At 70.1% G+C, this 19,874-nt stretch carries 14 protein-coding genes; 6 read left to right on the top strand and 8 right to left on the bottom strand.

Annotated elements, in window-relative coordinates:
- The first annotated feature begins 114 nt into the window (after window positions 1–114).
- A complete protein-coding gene (locus LPH33_RS20140; RefSeq protein WP_229565640.1) occupies window positions 115–822 on the top strand; it encodes an ammonium transporter in 708 nt (235 codons plus the stop codon).
- A gap of 595 nt (window positions 823–1,417) precedes the next feature.
- On the opposite strand, the gene LPH33_RS20135 is transcribed toward LPH33_RS20140, so the two are convergent.
- The 5 genes from LPH33_RS20135 to LPH33_RS20115 form a co-directional block, all read right to left on the bottom strand.
- Complete coding sequence (locus tag LPH33_RS20135; protein WP_085469143.1) at window positions 1,418–2,725, bottom strand: S1 family peptidase; 1,308 nt, start codon at window positions 2,723–2,725, stop codon at window positions 1,418–1,420.
- Window positions 2,726–2,892: 167 nt separating this feature from the next.
- Window positions 2,893–4,224 (bottom strand): S1 family peptidase, encoded by a 1,332-nt coding sequence (locus tag LPH33_RS20130; protein ID WP_229565638.1) that lies wholly within the window; start codon window positions 4,222–4,224, stop codon window positions 2,893–2,895.
- Between the two features lie 138 nt (window positions 4,225–4,362).
- Window positions 4,363–5,952 carry a hypothetical protein gene (locus LPH33_RS20125; RefSeq protein ID WP_229565637.1) on the bottom strand — a complete coding sequence of 530 codons (1,590 nt, stop codon included), beginning with the start codon at window positions 5,950–5,952 and terminating at the stop codon, window positions 4,363–4,365.
- Complete coding sequence (locus LPH33_RS20120) at window positions 5,943–8,420, bottom strand: LuxR C-terminal-related transcriptional regulator (protein ID WP_229565635.1); 2,478 nt, start codon at window positions 8,418–8,420, stop codon at window positions 5,943–5,945. The genes LPH33_RS20125 and LPH33_RS20120 overlap by 10 nt, the downstream gene beginning before the upstream one ends.
- Window positions 8,421–8,429: 9 nt before the next feature.
- A complete protein-coding gene (locus LPH33_RS20115) occupies window positions 8,430–10,244 on the bottom strand; it encodes an Hsp70 family protein (protein ID WP_229565633.1) in 1,815 nt (604 codons plus the stop codon).
- A gap of 264 nt (window positions 10,245–10,508) precedes the next feature.
- Between LPH33_RS20115 and LPH33_RS20110 the strand changes: the two genes are divergently transcribed.
- The 4 genes from LPH33_RS20110 to LPH33_RS20095 all read left to right on the top strand — a co-directional run bounded on the left by LPH33_RS20110 (window position 10,509) and on the right by LPH33_RS20095 (window position 16,720).
- Window positions 10,509–12,521 carry an IniB N-terminal domain-containing protein gene (locus LPH33_RS20110; RefSeq protein ID WP_229565632.1) on the top strand — a complete coding sequence of 671 codons (2,013 nt, stop codon included), beginning with the start codon at window positions 10,509–10,511 and terminating at the stop codon, window positions 12,519–12,521.
- 70 nt (window positions 12,522–12,591) lie between these two features.
- The gene (locus LPH33_RS20105) at window positions 12,592–14,409 is read left to right on the top strand and encodes a dynamin family protein (RefSeq protein WP_229565630.1); all 1,818 of its coding nucleotides are present in this window, start codon (window positions 12,592–12,594) and stop codon (window positions 14,407–14,409) included.
- Entirely contained in the window at window positions 14,406–15,863 is a 1,458-nt protein-coding gene (locus LPH33_RS20100; protein ID WP_145709580.1) for a dynamin family protein, read from the top strand. The genes LPH33_RS20105 and LPH33_RS20100 overlap by 4 nt, the downstream gene beginning before the upstream one ends.
- 98 nt (window positions 15,864–15,961) lie before the next feature.
- Window positions 15,962–16,720, top strand: coding sequence for a MerR family transcriptional regulator (locus tag LPH33_RS20095; RefSeq protein WP_016695945.1), 759 nt, complete (start codon window positions 15,962–15,964; stop codon window positions 16,718–16,720).
- Window positions 16,721–16,747: 27 nt separating this feature from the next.
- Here the strand turns inward: LPH33_RS20095 and LPH33_RS20090 are convergent, their stop codons facing one another.
- Window positions 16,748–17,002 carry a hypothetical protein gene (locus LPH33_RS20090; RefSeq protein ID WP_016695946.1) on the bottom strand — a complete coding sequence of 85 codons (255 nt, stop codon included), beginning with the start codon at window positions 17,000–17,002 and terminating at the stop codon, window positions 16,748–16,750.
- A gap of 151 nt (window positions 17,003–17,153) precedes the next feature.
- Here LPH33_RS20090 and LPH33_RS20085 point away from each other — a divergent pair, with 151 nt between their 5' ends.
- A complete protein-coding gene (locus tag LPH33_RS20085) occupies window positions 17,154–17,858 on the top strand; it encodes a PadR family transcriptional regulator (RefSeq protein WP_059384616.1) in 705 nt (234 codons plus the stop codon).
- A 50-nt stretch (window positions 17,859–17,908) separates the two neighbouring features.
- Here LPH33_RS20085 and LPH33_RS20080 read toward each other — a convergent pair whose 3' ends face one another.
- Complete coding sequence (locus LPH33_RS20080; protein ID WP_059384615.1) at window positions 17,909–18,697, bottom strand: IclR family transcriptional regulator; 789 nt, start codon at window positions 18,695–18,697, stop codon at window positions 17,909–17,911.
- A 210-nt stretch (window positions 18,698–18,907) separates the two neighbouring features.
- Complete coding sequence (bphC, locus tag LPH33_RS20075; protein ID WP_106201336.1) at window positions 18,908–19,840, bottom strand: biphenyl-2,3-diol 1,2-dioxygenase; 933 nt, start codon at window positions 19,838–19,840, stop codon at window positions 18,908–18,910.
- Window positions 19,841–19,874: the final 34 nt, after the last annotated feature.

Below are 19,874 nucleotides of genomic sequence, written 5' to 3'. Positions count from 1 at the left end.
GGTACATGGGGTTCGCATGTGGGCTATACACGTCGGGGGACGTAGAACTCCAGGTCAATACAGCAGAATGGGGGCGTCTTAACAGGCGTGCGCCATGTCACAGAACGGAAAAAGATGAAGCTGAAGAAGCTTGCCGCTGTGGCGACGATGACGATCGCCGCCATGGGCATCACCGCCGGTACCTCGTACGCGGCGCCCGCTGCGCAGGATGAGATCAACTACGAGTCCAAGGTCGAGGGCGACTCGGTTGTGACCGTCATCGACGCCGGTGAGTTCCAGGTCTCGGGTGACGGCGAGAGCGTCGAACTTCAGGACAACGCCGGCAACACGGTTCTCAGCCTGCCGCTGGCCATCCAGCTCGGCGATCTGCAGCTCCCCTTCGAGCGTCAGATCAGCGAGGACGGCAAGACCCTCACGCTGACCCCGGTCACCGACCTGTCGAAGGCCACCCCCGTCGCCCCCGAGGACAAGGTCGGCCCGAGCCTCACGCCGGTCGCTCTCAAGCTCCAGGACGTCGCTTCGCCCGACGAGAACCTGAAGGCTCAGCAGAACTTCTCCTCGCAGCTCGCTATCGCTACCGCTGCCGGTGGCCTGGCGGGCACCGTCATCGGTGCCGCGATCGGCTGCGTGGTGGGTGGTACGCCGGTGCTGGTGGCGGTGCCCGTGGCGGTTGCGACCTGTGTTGCAGGCGCAGCTGCCGGTGCTGGCATCGGTGGTGTGGTCGGAACGATCATCGCTGGCGGTCCGACTCTTGTGGTCGCTGGGATCGGGCTGGCCAACACCCTGCTCGCCGCTCCGGGCACCACCGTCTACGCCAACTGATAGGTTGGCTGGGCATTTGAGCTGAGAACGGTCGCCGTGGGGACGATGTCCCCACGGCGACCGTTCTATTTTCGAGACTCACCACCTGACGAAAGAGCCCTGCCCGACGGATCGGGCAGGGCTCTTTCGATTCGAAGGGCTGAATCAGATGGAGCCGACGAGCCGGCTTGCGTTGATGAGGATCTGCCACGCGTAGTTGAAGATGTCGAAGCCGATCTCGAGACTCGTAAGGAGGACGCCGGTCAAGAATGTTCCTTTCGTCAGGACGGCGCAGGGGCCGAGGTGCGAGGATCGTAACCCACGCTAAACGGACATTGGGAAGCCAGGTCCCGGAGGTGGTTAGGTTCACCTAGGAAATGCAGCTCGCGGGCGCTTTCCGAAGCGGATTCAGGGGCATTTCCGAGGGTCCCTGGAGGCATCCTCCGAACGCCCGACGAAGGGCTGTTCCACCGCCTTCTACCGCCGGTCGTTGTGGTGCAGGAGAACCGCCCCGAACCCGCGCCGACCGGCACGGCCGTACGCCCCTCCGAACGCCCCCACGAACGACGAAGGTCCGCTCCCCGTAGGGAACGGACCTTCGTGACGTTCTGGTGGATTACCAGGTGCGGACCTTCAGGCCCGGGTTCTCCGCCAGGACCGTCTTGATCGGCGTGGCGAACAGCTCGGGGCTCTCACCGAGCAGGCCGCTGACGAACCCGGCGATCTCGCACATGCCGTACTGGCCGACGTTCGAGGCGCTGGAGATGCCGAGGGCGAGGGTGCCGGTGACGAGGGTGCCACCGCTGTCGCCCTGCAGGGCACACAGGTTGGTGGAGAAGCCGTTCTCGAGCACGCGGTGGCCGATCTCGACGTTCTGGCCGGTGGCGGTCACGACGCCGCAGCTGTAGCCGGTGCGCAGGCCCGACTTGCAGACCGGGGCGCCGACGACGGGATCCGCGATACCCGTGATGGGCAGCGGAGCGGCGAACGGAACGCGCACGCCGTTGTTCTCGAAGCGACCCGCGGCATCGGAGGTGGGGCGGATCAGCGCGTAGTCGCTGCCGTCGAGCACCGTCTTCTCGAACGAGCCGAGGTGCTGGCCGAGGTTGTCGCCGATGAGCTGGTGGACCTGGGAGGCCCACCGAGTGCCGGCCTGCGCGCGGTTGGGGTCGCAGTGACCGGCGGTGATGTTCACGGGCTGTCCGCTGCCGTCCTCGCCGTTGAAGCCGAGGGAGCAGCGCAGGCCCTCGCCGGCGCCGAGCGCGGCGTAGGCGTCGCCACCGAAGAGGGCGTCGGGGGCGTCGAGGCCACCGGCGATGGGCTGCAGGTCGGTCGCGCCTTCCGGCGTCAGCTCGGCGGGAGCGAACAGCACGCGCACCCCGTCGAGGAAGTCGGGGAGCTCGACACCGGACACGTTGTCGGTGCGCACGACGACGTCGTTGTTCACCACGTCGATGGCGATGCCGCGGATGACGTCGGCGACGGCGGGCGGCTGGGTCTCGAGCCAGTCGCCCAGTGCGCCGAGCTGATCTTCGAGGGCGTCCTCGCTGCGCTCGGTCTCGGCGACGGTGAATCCGGCATCCTCGGCGGCCTTGCGGGCCTCCTCGAAGCCGTCACCCTCGGTCAGGCCGACCGTGGCGGTGCCCTGGTCGTCCAGCCACACACCGGCGAAGACGGCTTCGAACTGCTCCCGTGCCTTCTCGGCGAACGCGGCGAGATCCTGGCTGCGCTGCGCATCGGCGAGGAAGCGCTCGGCATCGATGTTCAGGTCGCGCTGCAACGCCTCGACGAGCTCGGCCGGCAGAGACGATGTCTGCGCGGGTTCGGTCTCGGGTTCGGCCTGCGCGATGGCAACGGCAGGACCGAGGAGCAGCAGTGCGGCCGAACCGATGACGGCCGTCCGACGTGCGAAGGTGCGTCGCATGGATACCTTTCTCGTTCCTTCACGCATGCACGCGCGAAGGCGCCGTTCCCCCGCGGATCGGCGTCCGTCCGATCCTAAGGGGTGAGCGAGGAAGTACATAGGTACTTCTCGGTTACGGATGAGACTCGTGTGACTGTTGTGACGATCGGACCGGACGGTTCCGGCCGTTATGCCGGGTTCGCCGTAGTACGGACTCGGGTGCCGGTGGCGTTCTCGATCTCCTGGATCGGAATGCCGAGGCTGGAGGTGCCACCGTTGGGCGCGAGTACCAGGTTCGCCTCGACGCAGTTCGGTGCGCCGGCGCTGTTCGATCCGCTGATCACCCCGAGGGCGAGGGTGCCGGTGACGATGGCGCCACCGCTGTCACCCGCGAGGGTGCAGGCGGAGGTCGCGAAGCCGCGGATGGTGCTCGAGAAGCCCGAGTCGTAGGTCAGCTGGGTCTCGATGCGGTCGGCGACGACGAGGCCGCACGTGAACGACGAGGATTGGCCCGACTTGCAGACGGGCGCTCCGACGACCGGAACGGCCGTGCCGGTGACCGTGAGGGTCGAGCCGTTGCCACCGCGGACCGAGGGGCGGTCGAGGCCGGCCTCGACGCCGGCTTCGTCGAGCGAGACGATGCCGTAGTCGAGGGTGCTGTCGGTGCCCACCGTGGACTCGGTGAACTTGCCGATCCGCACGCTCTCGTCGATGTTCGCGCGGTTGGGCAGGTAGACCGTCGAACCACCGTCGGCACGGGCGACCGCGTCGCAGTGACCGGCGGTGAGGTTGACGGCGTTACCGTCGGCGTCGACACCGTTGAAGCCGAACGAGCAGATGCCGATGCGCTCGATGGGTGTGGCGCGGACGTCGCCGTCGGCGGTGATGTAGGTGTCGCCACCCATCGGGGCCGGATCGTTCGGCGGCATGCCCGGCGACAGCTGGACCTGCACGTTCGCCACCAGCGACGGCAGGTTCAGTGCGCGCCCGATCGGCGAGTTCACGATGTCGAGGACGATCTGGTTGTTGAGCACATCGATCGACGCGGAGTTGATCTGCGACGACACCTCGCGCGGGAGCCCCGCCACCCAGCGGTTCAGCTCGGCGAGGGCCTGCTCGAGTCCGTCGGCCGAGACCGGCGCGACCGTGGCGTGGAAGCCGTCCTGCGCAGCGCGCTCGGCGGCCTCGCGATTCGTGACGGCGATGACCGGCTTGCCGTCCTCGCCGAGCCAGGCACCGGCGAACTCGGAGGGGTGCTCGGAGCGGAAGTCGCGGGCGTAGTCGCCGAGCTCCTGCGCGCGGGCGGCCCGGTCGAGGTACTCCTCGGGGGACAGACCCAGGTCGCGCTGGATCGCCTCGACGAGTTCGGCGGGAAGTTCAGCAGAAGGCAACTGTTCGGCGGGCGCGGCACTCGCTGTGGCGCTCAAGGGCACTGCCAGCAGAACCGCGGAGGCCGCTGCGACTGCGACGCGGCGGGTGGTGGAACGGACTGCGGCGCGCGACGCCGACGAGAGACGCATGGAGGCCTTTCATGTGTGCTCGATGTGCTCTTGAACAGGTGCTTCGTGGAATCGGCGAGCCGACCCGCGGGACAGCCTACGGGACGGCCCGGCGACCGCCGATAGTGCCGTAGGTCACCACTGGGATACCTGCGCTGTCTAGTTGGGGGTCTCAGTCTCCGACGGCTCCGAAGTCTCCGACGGTGTCGGTCCCTCGGAGGGCTCGGGATCGGTCGTATCGGACGTCGGCGGAGTCGTCGGGGTGCTGCTGTCCCCGCCACCGCTGCCGCCTCTGTCGCGTCCGCCACCCGAGGAATCACTGGGCTGGTTCCGCCTCGACCAGCCTGTGCTCGACGTGGTCGAGGACGTGTTGGACGTGCTGGAGGTGGTCGAGCCCGGCGACGACGAGGAAGAAGAGGACTGCTCGCTCGTGCCGGTGACGGGATCGACCCAGGTCTGCTGCACGACCGGCGGAGCGACCGGCATCGTCTCCTCGGCGACGGCCGGCTCGGTCGACTCCTCGGTGGTGGTCTCCTCGGTGCTGCGGGGAGCCGGTGCGGGGCGCGCCTTCGAGGTCGTGGTGGTCGCGGGGGCGGTCGGGGTCTCGGCGACCTGCGTGCCCGCAGTGGCCGTCGGGGAGTCCCGCAGACCGAACACCAACGCGCCGACGCCCACGAGCACCGCGATCGCCGCGGCCGCCGCGATGGCCGTGACCTTCGACGAGCGGCCCGAGGGCTTCTCGTCGGCGGCTGCTCCGGCCGAGACGGCGGCGACCGTCGCCTTCGATGTGTTCGCCGCGGGCTTCGCGGCAGCGGGCGGGGCATCCGGAGGGGGAGTCGCCGTGATCTTCGAGATCACCGCGGTGATCTCGGGGTCGAGTTCGCTGCGTTTCGGTTCGGCGAGCTTGGCGGTGGGCAGGATCTGCGTCGACCCGAGGAGGTCGACCGAGCCTGCGGCCGCGGCGAGAGCAGCGCCGCGCACCATCGTCTGGTGCGGCTCGGGCGCCAGGGCGCACCGCACGCCGAGTCCGGTCTTCACCGACTGCGCGACGAGCTGCGCGGCGCTCGGGTCGACCGCTTCGTCGACCGTGACGACGATGGCGTCGAGGTTGCTCACGAGCCAGCCGAACGCGCCGAGCGCCGACGAGAGCTGCGCAGCGACCGACGGGGCGTCGCCTTCGGGGTACCGGAATGCCTTACCCGCCGCGACTCCCGAGCGCACGAGGGTGACGGTCGAGCCCTGCGGGTCGATGTGATAGACCGCGACGAGTCGTCCGGTCTGGTGCGCGACCTGCGATTCGAACCATGCCGCGGCGGCCTCGGCGTCGGAGACGAGCGAGACGTGACGCAATCCGACGTAGTCGAGGGCGTTGCGCAGCACCGCGACCGTCGAGCTCGGCCAGTCGGTGGGGTGCGTCGCCACTGCGGTGTACGGGGTGTCGCCGATGAGGGAGGCTGCGTCGGCGAGGAGGCATTCCATGGCCGTGGCGACGAGGTCTTCGGCGCGGGAGAGCGAACCGTCGTTGGCGCGGACACCACCGGAGTGGCCGAGACGATCGACGAAGCCGGTGAAGGAACTGGTGTGCCCGTCGACGACGTCGTGGTCGCCCAGTGTCGCGGTGCCGTCGGAATGCAGGTGGACGGCGGTAAACCGCTCGATCGGTGCGGGGTCCGGCCGTCCCGGCGTCGGTGAGGTGACCGCAACCGACGACACGGTGGTCCCCACCCTCAGGCCTACGCCTACGGACATGCCGGCTTGCCTCCATTCCGGTCGGAGTGTGTGTGACGGGGTACATCTGCGCCGTGCCCCATGGCCCGGAGCAGTGACAGGAGCTCCGAGCGGGAACCGGCACCGAGTCGGCGCCGGATACGGGCGACATGATGTTCCACGGTCTTCGCGGAAATGTACAGGTGGTTTCCTACCTCTCGGTAGGTGAGGCCCGAAACCACCAGGTCGGCCACCTGCGCCTCGCGCTCGGACAGCGCACCCGGCTTCTCCCGTGCGCCGAGGGGGGATTCGTCCGGATCACCGGGGGGAGTGTCGGGGGCGATGTCCATCGGTGCGCGACCGGCTGGACCGTCCTGCCGGATCGTCCGCGCGACCTGCAGTAATCCGGTGGCGACGGTGGTGTCGTCCGTCCGCAGCGCTGCTTCTCCGGCGAGCTTCGCGCCGTCCCACGGGAGACCGACGGACGCGAGGGACTCGGCCGCCTCGCGGATGCGCACCGCGTCGACCTCACCGCGCAGCACCGAGAGCCATGCGTGCCCGGCCCGCGCGAGCACCGCGGCGTAGGCGGTGGTCTCCGCGGCCAGGGCGAGGGCGCGGGCGTGCGGGACGAGGTCGGCCGGACGGTCCGCGGCGATCGCGGCCTGCACCCCGTACCAGTGCAGCGCCGCACCCCACAGCGGTGGCTCACCGAGGGTGGTGAGCAGCGCGCGGGCACCGGCGACGAGGTGCGCAACCCGCACGGACTCGTCGAGGCGGACGGCGGCCAGCCACAGTTCACCCAACGGCAGCAGCCCGAACAGGTCGACGGAGTACTCGGCCACGACCGACTGCGCGGCCTGCCAGCACACCGTCAACGCTCCGAGGTCGGCGTTGCGTCGTGCCAACCCGACCTGCAGGGCGTGGAAGAAGAGGAGGTCGCGCTGCCCGGTCACTTCGGGAGCGACGGCTTCGGCGGTCGCCGCGGCGGCTGCGAGATCACCGCCGAGCATCTCGGTCCACGCCACCAGGATGCGATTGCGCACGGTCGGCGTCTCCGGACGGTCGAGGATCGAGCGTGCGTGCCCGAGTTCGCCCGAGTGCAGACACAACAGTGCGGCGACGGCGTCGACCGTGTCGGGCCAGGCGCGCAGCGACCCGTCGGATCCGAGGCTCGTCAGGGCGCGGGCGAGGCGATTCATCGCGATCCGGCCGTCGCCGCCGACGGATTCGCGCAGGCCCTCCTCGAGCAGTCGCGCGGCGGAGGCCGACGAGGTCGGCGCACCCGAGGTGGCGGCACCACGGAAATGCTCTGCGGCCGAGGGGCGTCCGGCCGCGAGCAACACTGTGGCGGCGAGGGGAGCGTCCGCACCGACCCGTTCGGGGCCGAGCCATTCGAACAGGTCGGCACTGCGGTCGAGCATGCCGCGATGCGCGGCGATGCTCGCGGAAATCCGGGTGGCGGCGCGCACGTCGTCGATGTCGGCCGTGTCGGCGCGGTCGAGCAGCCGGTCGGTGATCTGTTCGGCTCGCTCGAGATCCCCTGCCGCGAAGGCGACTTCGGCTCGCCGCACCGCAAGGGTCGCGGGATCGGCTCCCGCGGGTACGGCGGCGTCGAGAAGATCCGCGGCCTCGCGGGGCGGCGCGTCGGCTGCGAACGCGACGAGTCGCTCGGCGAGATGCGGGTCGGTGAGGCCGATCGTCGCGAGGCCGCGGGCGAGTTGCGGCGTCAGCGTTCCGGCATCGAGACGAGTCGCGAGGAGGCGACGCGCGACGACGAACAGGTTGTGCCGTCCCAGGGCCGCCGCGGGCGCACCGCTCGCCCCGGTGGTGAGGCTCGCGGCATCGGCGCCGAGCAGACCACTCGCACGGGCCGCATCGACGAGATCGAGAGCGCGCTCGACAGGGATGTCGAGCACGGCGGCGAGTTCGCCGGGATCGAGCGCCGCGCCGAGGTCGACGAGCGCCAGAGCTGCGGTGAGATCGAGATCCGCGAGGAGCTGCCGGCGGATCGCTTCCTCGACGGCCCGCCGGACAACGCTCTCCGTCCGCACGGCGTCGAGGGCGGTGTCGACGAGATGCGGTACGCCGCCCGTGAGGCGGTGCAGGGCACGCACCTGGGGCGGTGCGAGCCGGAGCTCGAACGACGCCGCGCGACCGGCGATCTCACGAGGTGTCCACGACCCCAGTTCCACCACCGTCCCGCTTCCCGTGAACGCTGCGGTCAGCGAGCGCATCTCGGCGCGGTGCGGTCGGGCTTCGGTGGCCACGACGATCCCCGTCGGCGCCTCCAGGACGTGCTCGACGAGGTCCTGCACCTCTGCAGCGGTCATGCGGTGCGCGTCGTCGACGATGCGGACGTCGGCGAGATCTGTTCGGAGCGAAGCGAGTACGGCGGACTTCCCGGTTCCGGTGCCGCCGACGAGCAGCAGTCGCGGGGGAGCAGCCGCCGTCAGGGCACGCGTGACCTCCCGGGGAACCGGTCGTCGCGGAGGAGCGGGAGCGGACGTCATCGGGATCGGTCAGCGTCCGGTTCCGAGCAGTCCGCCGACGACCTGCCCCGTGCCGTCGAGGACACCACCGACCACGTTGCCGGTGCCGTCGAGCACCCCACCGACGCCGTTACCGACACCCTCGACGACGGCACCGGCACCCTGACCTGCGCCGGACAGGGCGTCGCCGACACCGCTGCCACCCGTGCTCGGCGGGGTCGGTTGCGGCGCGGGCTGAGGGGCGGGCGCCGGGGCCGGGGCAGGAGCGGGTTGCGGCGCGGGCTGGGGTGCCTGCGGGCTTTGACCGGGTGCTGCCGGCACGGGTGCGGTCGGGTCCGGCGCAGGTACAGCGCCGGTGGGTGCGGCGCCGGAAGCGGGCGTCGCGGCGACCGGGACAGCGGTCACGGTCCCGTCCGGGCCCTGCACCCGGACCGGGACGACGGTTCCCGCCTCGGACGGCTGCGCGCCGGTCGTGCCGGGGACAGTCGTACCGGAGACGGTCTCGGTGGTCGTCGGGTTCCCGGCCACGACTTCGCTCGACGGACGTACCTCCGAACCGGGCGTCTCGGCCTCCGACGACAGGGTGCCGATCGCCAGTCCGCCGCCGGCGAGGACGACGACGGCAGCGACAGCAGCCCCCACCAGCGTGAACGAACGGGCACGGGCGCGGGCGGGTGTGCCGGTGGCGGTGTCGACGACCGCCGGCCGATGCGCAGCAGCGACAGGCGGCGCCTCGGCGACGGACACCACCGGCAGCGCGACGGTCTCGGGTTCGTCGTCGACGACAGGTGCAGGGGGCGTCACCGGAACCGCGGCAGTCGGGGCATCGACCGCGGCTGCTGCGAGCGCGGCCCCGTGCGCTGCGGTGTAGGCCGGTCGCGCCGACGAGACGATCGGCAGACCCAGCTCCGACGAGATCAGTTCGGCGACGAGCGGGGTGGACGAGCCACCACCGATCAGCAGTACGCGTCCGATGTCCGAACGGTCGAGCCCGGCCCCGCGGATCGCGTCCTGCACCACGGCGAGCGACGTCTCCAGCGGCTCCCGGGCGAACTCCTCGAACTCGCTGCGCACCAGACGCAGGTCGCGGTGCAGGCCCGGCAGCGCGACCGGCACGACCGTCTCGGTGTCGCTGGACAGTGCCTCCTTCGCCGCGCGGCACCGAGCACGGAAATCGGCGAGGGCCGCGACGGTCGCGGGATCGAACGGGTCGAGGTCGGCCGCGTCCTCGCCGAGCGTTCCCAGCAGATAGGTGGTGACGAGATGGTCGAGGTGGTCGCCGGAGACGTCGTCGCTGCTCAGCGGTCGGCCCAACAGCGTCGGATGCGTCCCGCCCTGCACGACGGCGACGTCGAGGCTGCGCGCACCGAGGTCGTAGACCACCGTCACGTCGTCCCCCAGCGGACCGTGGGTGGCGTCGAGCCAGCGCACCGCCGCGATCGGTTCGGGGATCGTCCCTGCGGTCACGCCGGCGCGGACGAGCGCCGCCTGCAGGGCCTCGACGGTGTGCGCCGACCACGCGGCGGGATGCGCCAGCATCGTCGGCACATCGGAGGTGCCGGTGCGGTACTGCAGACAGGCCACGGTCGACGCGACGAGATCCTCACCGAGGTAGGTGGAGCCGTCCTCGGCGAGGATGCCGACCGGATCGCCGACCCGGGCCGCATAGCCGGAGAACGCCTGCGCACCGGGGGTCGGGGCGCCGAGGACGGGGGCTCCGTCCTCGGGGAGATGGAGTTCGGTGGGGACCGACAGAACGCTGGGATCGCCGGATCGGGGCTGGTCGAGCACGGTGAGGGCCACCGAATTGGCCGCCCCGATCGTGACGCCGAGTCCTGAATACATGCATGCTCCCGGGTTCTGGCGGACACAGGTCCGCGATCTCGTTCCACCGTTCGGTCTCGATGAGCCTGTCGTTCCCACCCCGTGACCTGTTAGCTCCCACACCGCCCACCGGCCCGATCGTGGGGACGATCCCCTAACGACCCCGATGCCCCCGCACCCCGATCCCCTAACGGTCGACGGCAGACAGGGGGCCGCACCCCCTGTGCCCGTGACCCGCGGATTCGTAGCGTCGTTCCCAGATCCCCACGACTCAGGAGACACGCGATGGCCACCAACGCCGTACTCGACTTCATCCTCGGCCTGTTCCGCGACGAGAAGGAACTCGCCCGGTACTGCAGCAACCCCGAGGCCGTCCTCACCGAAGCCGGACTGGACGACGTGTGCCACGCCGACATCGTCGCCGTCGCCCCGCTGGTCGCGGACAGCGGTCTGTTCGCCGGGACCGCCGCCGAACTGACCGCAGCGCTGAACGGTGCGGCGAACGTCGGAGCGTCGATCGCCGGCACCGCTGCGGCCGGCCTCGGCGGAGCGGCAGGTCTCGGTGGAGCAGTGGGCCTCGGTGGCGCCGCCGGCCTGGGCCTCGGTGTCGGAGCAGGACTCGGTGGCGGTCTGGGGCTCGGCGGCGGACTGGACCTCGGCGGGACCGTCGGCGCGCACACCGGGATCGTCGCCGATCTCGGTGCACAGCTCGGAGCGGCGCTCGAAGCCGGTGGCGAGCTCGGTGCTTCCCTGGGAGCGGCACTCGGTGGTGCACTCGGCGCGGGCCTCGAACTCGGTGGAGCCCTCGACCTCGGGGGTGCCCTGGACGTCGGTGGGGCACTGGCCGGAGCGCTCGAAGGCGGACTGGGCCTGGGCGTCGGTGCCGCCGCCGATCTCGCCGCCGCGATCGACGCGGCTGTCGAGGCCTCGGGCGGTCTCGGCGCCGACCTCGCGACCACCCTCGAAGGAGCCCTGGGTATCGGGGGCACGCTCGGCGCCGACATCGGCCTTGCCCTCGGTGGCCTGCTGGAATCTGCCGTCGACGCCGGGGGTGCGTTCTCGACCGAGCTCACCGCAGCCCTCGACGGCGGTGCCGAACTCGGGGTCGCGCTCGGCACGACGCTCGGTGGCGTCCTCGGCGTGGGCACGGAACTGACCGGCGCGCTCGGCACGAGCCTGGGTGGTGTCCTCGGTGGTGTGGCCGATCTCGGTGCCGGCCTGGGAACCGACCTCGCCGCCGGTCTCGACGCCGGCGTGGGCGCGACCCTCGGTCTCGGTGCGTCCCTCTCGGCCCTGCTCGGAGCGGGCGGCGGCGCTGCGGCCGATCTCGGTGCCGCGCTGGGGACCGTCATCGAGAGCGGTGCGCACGGTGGCCTGCTCGGCGGCGTCGACCTCGACGCGGTCCTCTCCGGTGGTGGTGAGATCGATGCGGAGACCGGTGCGGGCATCGACCTCGGCACGGTGGTCGGTGGGGTGCTCGGCGGCGCGCTGGGCCTCGAGACCACCGCGACCACCGAACTGTCGTCCGCGCTGAACGTCGCCATCGGCTCGACCACCGATATCGGCGCGACCGTCGATTCGACCGTGCAGGCGGGGACGAGCCTCGGAACGGACCTGTCGTCCGTCCTCGGCTCGACCTTCGCGACCGGTGGTGCGGCAGGCGCCGAGCTCGGCCTGCAGCTCGGCAGTGCACTCGAGACTGCCGCGGGGTCGGTGTCCCTCGATGCGGGTGCCGATCTCGGCACGCAGCTCGCGACGACGATCGGCGGCAGCCTCGGCGCCGGTGCCGAAGCCACCGGTCAGCTCGGTTACGCCCTCGACGGTGCGCTGGACACGGCGGCGGAACTCGGGGCCGGGGTGAACGTGGGTGCGGACCTCGGCGCGGCGATCGACTCGGGGATCGGTGCAGCCGGTGGGCTGGGAACGTCGGTCGACCTGGGTGCAGCCACCGATTTCGAGAGTTCGTTGGATCTCGGTGGTGCGGCAGACCTGGGCGCTGCCGCCGACCTCGGTGTCTCCGGCGGACTGGAGAGCGCAGCCGACCTCGGTGCCGAACTGTCCACGCAGGTGGGGACGGCCCTGACGGGCGGAGTGGATACAGCTCTGTCGGGTGGTGCGGAGAGCTGGGCATCGGTCGGCGAGGACGTCTTCGGCTCCGCATCGGGAGCTGCGGGACTGTTCGGCGAAGGCGGCCTCACCGCGACCTCCGGTCTCGGCGGCGGCCTGTTCGCCGGCGCCGGTGGCGACTCTTCGCTCGGTGTCGCCGACTCCACCGACCTCGACGGACTGCTGCCCTGACCGCAGCGGTGCGGGCTCCGGGACATAATGGCCGGAGCCCGCACCGATGGAAGGCGAGTCGACGCAGCCCATGCAGCATTCACCGGATACGCAGCATTCATCCGATCCCTCGAGACGCCGAGCGCTCCTCGACCTGATCGACTCCGTGATCGCGCGCTCCCGCAGCGCCGGGCGCAACGATCTCACCGACCGGCTGACGGCCGCCCGCACGAAGGTCACCGACCCGCGACTGCGGGTGGTCGTCGTCGGGGGACTGAACCAGGGCAAGAGCCGGTTCGTGAACGCACTGCTCGGCCTCGAGGTGTGTTCCGTCGGCGACGACGAGACCACCGCGGTCCCCACGCTCGTGCAGCACGGGCAGGAGCCGTCGGCCGAACTCGTCCCGACCGGTTCGGCGCCGCGCATCGCCGTCCCCTTCGACGACCTGCAGCAGGTCGCGCCGCGCAGTGCCGGCCGGGACGTCGAACGGCTGGAGGTGAGCGTGCCGAGTCCACTGCTCGCCGACGGGCTCGTGTTCGTCGACACCCCGGGTGTGGGCGGGCACGGAAATCCGCACACCGCAGCCACATTGACGCTCCTCGCCACCGCGGACGCGGTTTTCGTCGTCTCGGATGCGAGCCAGGAGTTCACCGCTCCGGAGATGGCGTTCCTGCGGCAGGTGCAGACACTGTGCCCGGCGTCGGCGGTGCTCGTAACCAAGACCGACATGTATCCGCACTGGCGCGCGATCGTCGACGCCGACCGCGAACACCTGCAGCGCGCCGGGCTCGACCTGCCGTTGCTGCCCGTCTCGTCCCTGCTGCGCGAATACGCCCTGCGCACCGACGATGCGTCGCTGCAGCAGGAATCCGGCTTCGACGCGATCTACGACTTCCTGCGCGACCAGGTCGTCGCGCGCAACGCCGACTCGGCGCGCCTGTCGGTGGCACACGACGTGAAGACCGTCGTCGACCATCTCGCGCTCGGTTGCGAGAGCGAACTCGCTGCGCTGTGCGACCCCGAATCCGGGAACGCCGCGATCGAGGACCTGCGCCGGGCGCGTGCCGCGACCGAGGCGTTGCGGACGCGGGCGGCGCGGTGGCAGATCACGTTGTCGGACGGCATCGCCGATCTCGCGGCCGACATCGACCACGACCTGCGCGACCGGTTGCGCACAGTGACCCGCGACGCCGAAGCGTCCGTGGACGAGTGTGATCCGGGCAAGGAATGGCCCCGGCTGGGGCAGTGGCTCGCCGAGCAGGTCGCCGAATCGGTCGGCGACAACTTCGTGTGGGCGCACGAACGCGCCGGGATCCTCGCCGGCAGGGTGGCGGAGCACTTCGCGCTCGACGACGCATCCCTGCCGTCGCTGCATCTCGGCGACCTGTCGACGCTGCTCGATCCCGTCGAGAACCTGTCCGATCTCGAGTCCGGCCGGATCGGTATCGGTCAGAAGGTGCTCGTCGGCATGAAGGGTTCCTACGGTGGCGTGCTGATGTTCGGTCTCGTCACCACCCTGATGGGGATGGCGCTCGTGAACCCGATCTCGGTGGGAGCCGGAGTCGTATTGGGTACCAAGGCGTATCGCGACGACAAGCAGGTTCGGCTCGCCAGACGCCGCGCCGACGCGAAGAACGCGATCCGCGCCTTCACCGACGACGTGAGCTTCCAGGTAGGGAAGGAATCCAAGGACCGGCTCCGCCTCATCCAGCGGCAGTTGCGCGATCACTTCACCGAGATCGCCGAACAGACACTGCGTTCGCTCGACGAGTCGCTCGAAGCGACCCGTCAGGCCGCGACCGTGCAGGAACAGGAACGCCGGCGTCGGATCGGCGAACTCGACACGCAGGTCGCGGAACTGAGCCGATTGCGCGAGCGCGCCGTGGAACTCGCGGGAGTGTCGGCGTGACCCCGGCCCTCGCGCGCGCCCGCGACCTGCTCGACCGGGCACGCGCGTCGTACGGCGGGAACCCGGCCGTCGCGGACCGGCTCGACCACTGCGCCGCGCGACTCGATCAGCCGCTGCGGGTCGCGCTCGCCGGATCGCTCAAGGCCGGCAAGTCGACTCTGCTCAATGCGCTTGTGGGACAGGACATCGCGCCCACCGATGCGACGGAGTGCACACGCGTCGTCACCTGGTACCGCAACGGGCCCGTGCCGTCGGTGAACGCCTGGTACGACGGGGAGCGCCGCATGCCGGTGCCCGTGCACCGTCCCGACGGGCGTCTGACCTTCGACCTCGGCGAACTCACCGCCGATCGCGTCGACTTCATCGACGTCGAATGGCCCGCCAGCGCGCTGGCGCAGACCACCATCATCGACACCCCGGGCACGTCGTCGCTGTCGCAGGACGTGTCGGCGCGGACCCTGGCGCTGCTCACCCCGGAGGAATCGGCCTCGGGTGCCGACGCCGCCGTCTACCTGATGCGTTCGCTCGGCGCCGCCGACGTCGAGTTCCTCGAACGGATCGGCCGCCATGTCGGCGGGGGATCGGGGCCGCTCGGCATCGTCGGCGTGGTCTCGCGTGCCGACGAGGTCGGTGCCGGTCGCGCCGACGCGATGATGTCGGCGAAGCAGGTCGCGGCGAGGTTCACCGACGAACTCGAACGCACCGGACTGTGCCAGGCGGTCGTGCCGGTCGCCGGGTTGCTCGCGCTCGCCGCACGAACGTTGCGGCAGAACGAGTTCGCGGCCTTCGAGGCGCTCGCCCGGGTGCCGTCGGACCAACTGCAGGTCGCGATGTTGTCCGCCGACCGCTTCGCGCGGCCCGACGTCGACCTGCCCGTCGACCCCGGGATGCGGGCACGTCTCGTCGACCGGTTCGGTCTGTTCGGCATCCGCACCGCAGTTCTGCTCGTGCAGCTCGGCGCGCGCGATTCACCGTCGCTCGCCGCCGAACTCGTCGCGCGCAGCGGGCTCGACGAGCTGCGCCAGGTCATCGACGTGCAGTTCGGTCAGCGCGCCGATCAGCTCAAGACCCATTCGGCGCTGCTGGCGCTCGAACGGGTGCTGCACGCGTGCGGCGATCACGACCTGCTGGGAGCCGTGCGACGCGAACTGGCCGACGACCACGGCTTCGCCGAACTCCGCCTGCTGGGCAGACTGCGGTCGGCGTCGGTGTCGTTGCCCGACGAGGAGGTCCTGGCGCTGCAGCGTGTGGTCGGTGGATCCGGGATCGGCGCCACCCGGCGCCTCGGACTCGCCGACGACGCGTCGCCCGCCGAGATCCGCGCGGCAGCCGTCGACGCGGTGCGGCACTGGCGATCCCGCGCAGAGCATCCGCTGCTCGATCCGTTCACCGCGAAGGCCGCAGCGGTGGCGGCGCGCAGTGCGGAGGGGCTGGTCGCGGGAGCCGGCCGGTAGACGAGTTGTAGCCGGACGATCGGCTTGCACCTCACGTAACGTGAGGTCATAGCGTCGATCGTGCCGGTACACGGAGTGCCGGTGGAAGTGGGTGGACGATGCAGCAGACACGTTCCGGACAGCAATGGAAGGTGGGGCGTCTCGCAGCGGAGACGGGCCTGACCGTGCGGACCCTGCATCACTACGACGACATAGGCCTCGTGCGGCCGTCGGGCCGGACGGCGTCGGGTCACCGGTTGTACGAGGAGCCGGACGTCGAGAGGCTGTACCAGGTGCTGGTGCTGCGTCAGCTCGGGCTGTCGCTGGACGCGATCGCCACGGTCACCGACGGTGACACCTCGCTGTCGGAGATCCTCGATGCACACCGTGCCTACCTGGACGATCAGCTCGCGGCAACCCGCACGCTGCGCGCCCAGGTCGAGATGCTCTCCCGCACGGTCCGAACGTCGCCGGATGCATCGGTCGCCGACTTCCTTCAGGTGATCCGAGGAGTGATCGAAGTGGACGACGTCTTCGAGAAGTATTTCGACAAGGGACAGATCGCAGACCTCGCGGAACGACGCGCAAGGCTGGGCGACGACGTCATCACGGCGGCGGAGGCGTCGTGGCAGGAGCTCATCCCACGTGTCGACGCTGCACTGAGTGCGGGGATGGATCCGGCTTCTCCCGAGGCCCAGGAGATGGCACGGCAATGGATGGGTCTGCTCGAGCAGTTCCACGGCGGCGACGAGGGCCTACGCGACAGCCTCTACCGCATGCACGAGGACAACGCGCAGCAGATCGAGCAGGAGTTCTGCGGGCCGAGTCGTGAACAGATCGAGTTCATCACGAAGGCGAACGAGGCGCGGGGGATGTGATCCGGCGGATCCCGGCCGCGCTCCGCGTCATTCGAGGCGGCCGGGTACCGGATAGCTGCGCAGCGACAGGCCGATCTGGCCGGAGACGATCAGGTCGTCGATCGTCTGCTGCAGTTTGTGGCAGGTGGGGATCCAGGCACGGCCTTCCTGGGCGGTGCGGGCCCGCGCGAACTCGGGGCAGACGCTGTCGGCGTCGTCGAGCCACTGGATGCTGGTGTGTGCCTCGCTGTACTTCTCGACGAGGACGCGATTGCTGCAGTGGTTGCAGGTGACGCTTTCCATGATCGGACCTCCTGGGGGCTGTGACAGCGACGGTAGTTGCGGCGACCGGCCGAGTCTCCCGTTCTCCCACGGAACGGGAGACCGTGTTCCGCTCAGCGGGCGGTATCCAGCGCGGTGCACCCTCATCTACCTGGGCTGTTAGGCTTCGATCATGCCCGAGATCGAGCCTGTCGCCGACGCTTCCGACGACAGCTACCCGTCGTTGCCCGCCACGAGTTGGGCCGTTCTGGGCATGCTCACCTTCGGTGAGGGACTCACCGGTTACGACCTGAAGAAGTGGGCGGACTGGAGCATCGGCTTCTTCTACTGGAGTCCGTCCGTCAGCCAGATCTACGCCGAACTCAAGAAGCTCGAGGCGGCGGGGCTGGCCGAGTCGGAGATGATCTCCGAGCCGGGGGAGCGTGGCCGGCGGGTCTACCGCATCACCGAACGTGGCACCCGTGCCGTGCGGAACTGGTCGCGGGCTGCGCCCGTCGAACAACCGGTCCTCAAGCACGGTCTCATGCTGCGTCTGTGGATGGGACATCTCAACGAGCCCGACGAGCTGAAGAAGCTCGTCCGGTCGCACATCGAGAACATGGAGACCATGCGGGAGCAGGCGAAGCTGCACGGCGATCACGCCAACCGCGAACCCGCATGGGCGTTCTCCCGGATGAGCCTGATCTGGGCCGAACGCTACTTCCAGGCCGAGATCGATCTGGCGAAACAGGTACTGGCCGACATCGACGAGGCGGCCGAGACCTTCTCGTCCGTCCGGGCCCGTGACGAACTGGGCAATCCTGTTCCGGAGGTCGCCGGGTCCTGGCGCGACGTGGAGGACTTCGTGCTGGGTCTCGAACGGCGCGAGCGCAGCTGAGTCGGCCGCTCCGCCCGGTGCGGGGACCGTCCGGGCAGAGCGGAGCGCCCTCAGGCGTACTGCAGGCGGGGCTGTGCCGTCGCTGCGGACAGGCCCGGGTGGTGCGCTCGCGGCACGACCTGCGCAGCGCGGGGGCGTCCTGAGAGAGATCGGTGGATCGCGTTCGCTGCCATACGGACCGGGGCGGCGTGGCGATGGTCGAACTTGACGTGGCTGGTCGGTCCGCAGATGGACAGGGCGGCGACGACATCACCGACGGGGCCGATCGGGACGGCGATGATGCCGATCCCGCCGGAGATCCGCGCCACCTCGTACGCCACGCCCGTCTCGCGGACCTTGCGCAGTTCGGGGGTGAGCTCGGTGAGGTCGTCGGTGCTGGGCGGGGTGTAGGCGAGCAGGGCCTTGCCGATCGCGGAATTGCGTGCGGGATAGCGGCTGCCGACGCGGGTGGGCAGCTCCGTGGCGAGCCGGCCACCGACCTTGTCGAGATAGAGCACGTCGGGCCCGTCGAGTACGCCGAGGTGCACGACGTAGCCGGTGGCGCGGTGCAGGTCGTGCAGGATCGGAGCGGCGGCGCTGTGCAGGCGGTTCTGGTGGACAGCGATCGAGCCGAGCTCCATGAGGCGGGTGCCGAGCTCGTAGTCGCGGCCCTCGCGGCGCAGCCACCGCATCTCGACGAGTCGTTCGAGCATCCGATGGGCGGACGAGCGGGGCAGCCCGGTTCGCCTGACGACCTGGGCGAGCGTGAGCCGTCCGGGGCCGTCGAAGGCGTCCAGGACGAGCGAGATCCGTTCGAGGATCGCGGTGGGGGTGGAGTCTGCAGTCGCGGGTGCGGTCACCGATATCTCCCTCGATCAGGGGCGAGAATCGCCACGAAACCCAACTGACGTAGGTCTTTCTATTAGAAATAGTGACACACGCGCGCGCGTTTGTGAAGTGGATCACCGAGATTGCACACCGAAGAGGGGGGAACCCGCTGTCCTCGTGGACGGGGTTCCCCCTCTTCGGGGAGCGATCTGCGGTTGTGCGGTGGTGCGCAGAGGGTGGTGCTACATGGCGGCGAGCGGCTCGCTACCGGACCAGTCGTGGCCCCAGTAGCTGTCGGCGGTGATCTCCTCGGACGTGTAGAACGTCTCGTCCACGAGCTGCCCGTCGGTACCGAACTCGATGTCCCAGCCACCGGGGGCGCGGACGTAGAACGACACCATCTTGTCGTTGGTGTGGCGGCCCAGCGTCGACGACACCGAGAAACCGTCCTTGACGACCCGGTCGAGAGCCTGGCCGACCGCGTCCAGGGTGTCGACCTCGACCATGAGGTGGATCAGGCCCGGAGCGCCGCCGTGCGGGGCGGGAATCAGCGCGAGGCTGTGGTGGCGCTGGTTGACCCCCAGGAAGCGCAGGCGGATCGGCCCGAACTCCGGCGGTGCCGGCAACCGGAAGGCGCCGCGCGGCAGGAAGCCGAGAACCTCGGTGTAGAAGTCGAAGGTGCCGTTGATGTCGGTGACCGGCAGGACGACGTGGCCGAGTCCCTGCGCGCCCGTCACGAACTTCGCGCCGAACGGCGTGACCACCGGGCTGTGGTCGAGCACCGCGCCGTGGAAGACCTCGAGGGTCGCGCCGCTCGGATCCTGGAAGGTGATGACCTCCTCCACCCGGCGCAGGTCGGCTTCTTCGACCGACAGCGGCTTGACGGCCACCCCGGCCGCCTCGACGGCTGCCTGGACACGTGCCAGAGCCGCGCGGTCGCGGACCTCCCAACCGATCGTGACGACCCGGTCGTCCTCGCCCGGCACCACCACGATGCGCGCGCTGCGCTCGTCCATGCGCAGGTACAGCGCGTTCTCCTCCGGCCCGGACCCCTGGGCGAAGCCGAGGACCTCGAACGCGAACTTCCGCCAGCGCTCCATGTCGTTCGTCTGGATCTTCACGTATCCCAGACCGCGGATGTCGGTGCCGAAACTTCCGGCGTCGAACTTGCTCATACTGTTGTCTCCGTTGTCGGTTCGGATGTGGGGG

The sequence above is a fragment of the Rhodococcus sp. RDE2 genome (assembly GCF_020885655.1).
Lineage (GTDB): Bacteria > Actinomycetota > Actinomycetes > Mycobacteriales > Mycobacteriaceae > Rhodococcus > Rhodococcus pyridinivorans.
This window is presented reverse-complemented; position numbering and strand designations above follow the sequence as displayed.

Excerpts from the sequence above, each read along its gene's own strand:
- LPH33_RS20110 (WP_229565632.1), top strand. The coding sequence starts at position 10,509 with ATGGCCACCAACGCCGTACTCGACTTCATCCTCGGCCTGTTCCGCGAC.
- LPH33_RS20125 (WP_229565637.1), bottom strand. The coding sequence starts at position 5,952 with ATGTCCGTAGGCGTAGGCCTGAGGGTGGGGACCACCGTGTCGTCGGTT.
- LPH33_RS20140 (WP_229565640.1), top strand. The coding sequence starts at position 115 with ATGAAGCTGAAGAAGCTTGCCGCTGTGGCGACGATGACGATCGCCGCC.
- LPH33_RS20105 (WP_229565630.1), top strand. The coding sequence starts at position 12,592 with ATGCAGCATTCACCGGATACGCAGCATTCATCCGATCCCTCGAGACGC.
- LPH33_RS20115 (WP_229565633.1), bottom strand. The coding sequence starts at position 10,244 with ATGTATTCAGGACTCGGCGTCACGATCGGGGCGGCCAATTCGGTGGCC.
- LPH33_RS20135 (WP_085469143.1), bottom strand. The coding sequence starts at position 2,725 with ATGCGACGCACCTTCGCACGTCGGACGGCCGTCATCGGTTCGGCCGCA.
- LPH33_RS20095 (WP_016695945.1), top strand. The coding sequence starts at position 15,962 with ATGCAGCAGACACGTTCCGGACAGCAATGGAAGGTGGGGCGTCTCGCA.
- LPH33_RS20085 (WP_059384616.1), top strand. The coding sequence starts at position 17,154 with ATGCCCGAGATCGAGCCTGTCGCCGACGCTTCCGACGACAGCTACCCG.
- bphC (WP_106201336.1), bottom strand. The coding sequence starts at position 19,840 with ATGAGCAAGTTCGACGCCGGAAGTTTCGGCACCGACATCCGCGGTCTG.
- LPH33_RS20130 (WP_229565638.1), bottom strand. The coding sequence starts at position 4,224 with ATGCGTCTCTCGTCGGCGTCGCGCGCCGCAGTCCGTTCCACCACCCGC.
- LPH33_RS20090 (WP_016695946.1), bottom strand. The coding sequence starts at position 17,002 with ATGGAAAGCGTCACCTGCAACCACTGCAGCAATCGCGTCCTCGTCGAG.
- LPH33_RS20120 (WP_229565635.1), bottom strand. The coding sequence starts at position 8,420 with ATGACGTCCGCTCCCGCTCCTCCGCGACGACCGGTTCCCCGGGAGGTC.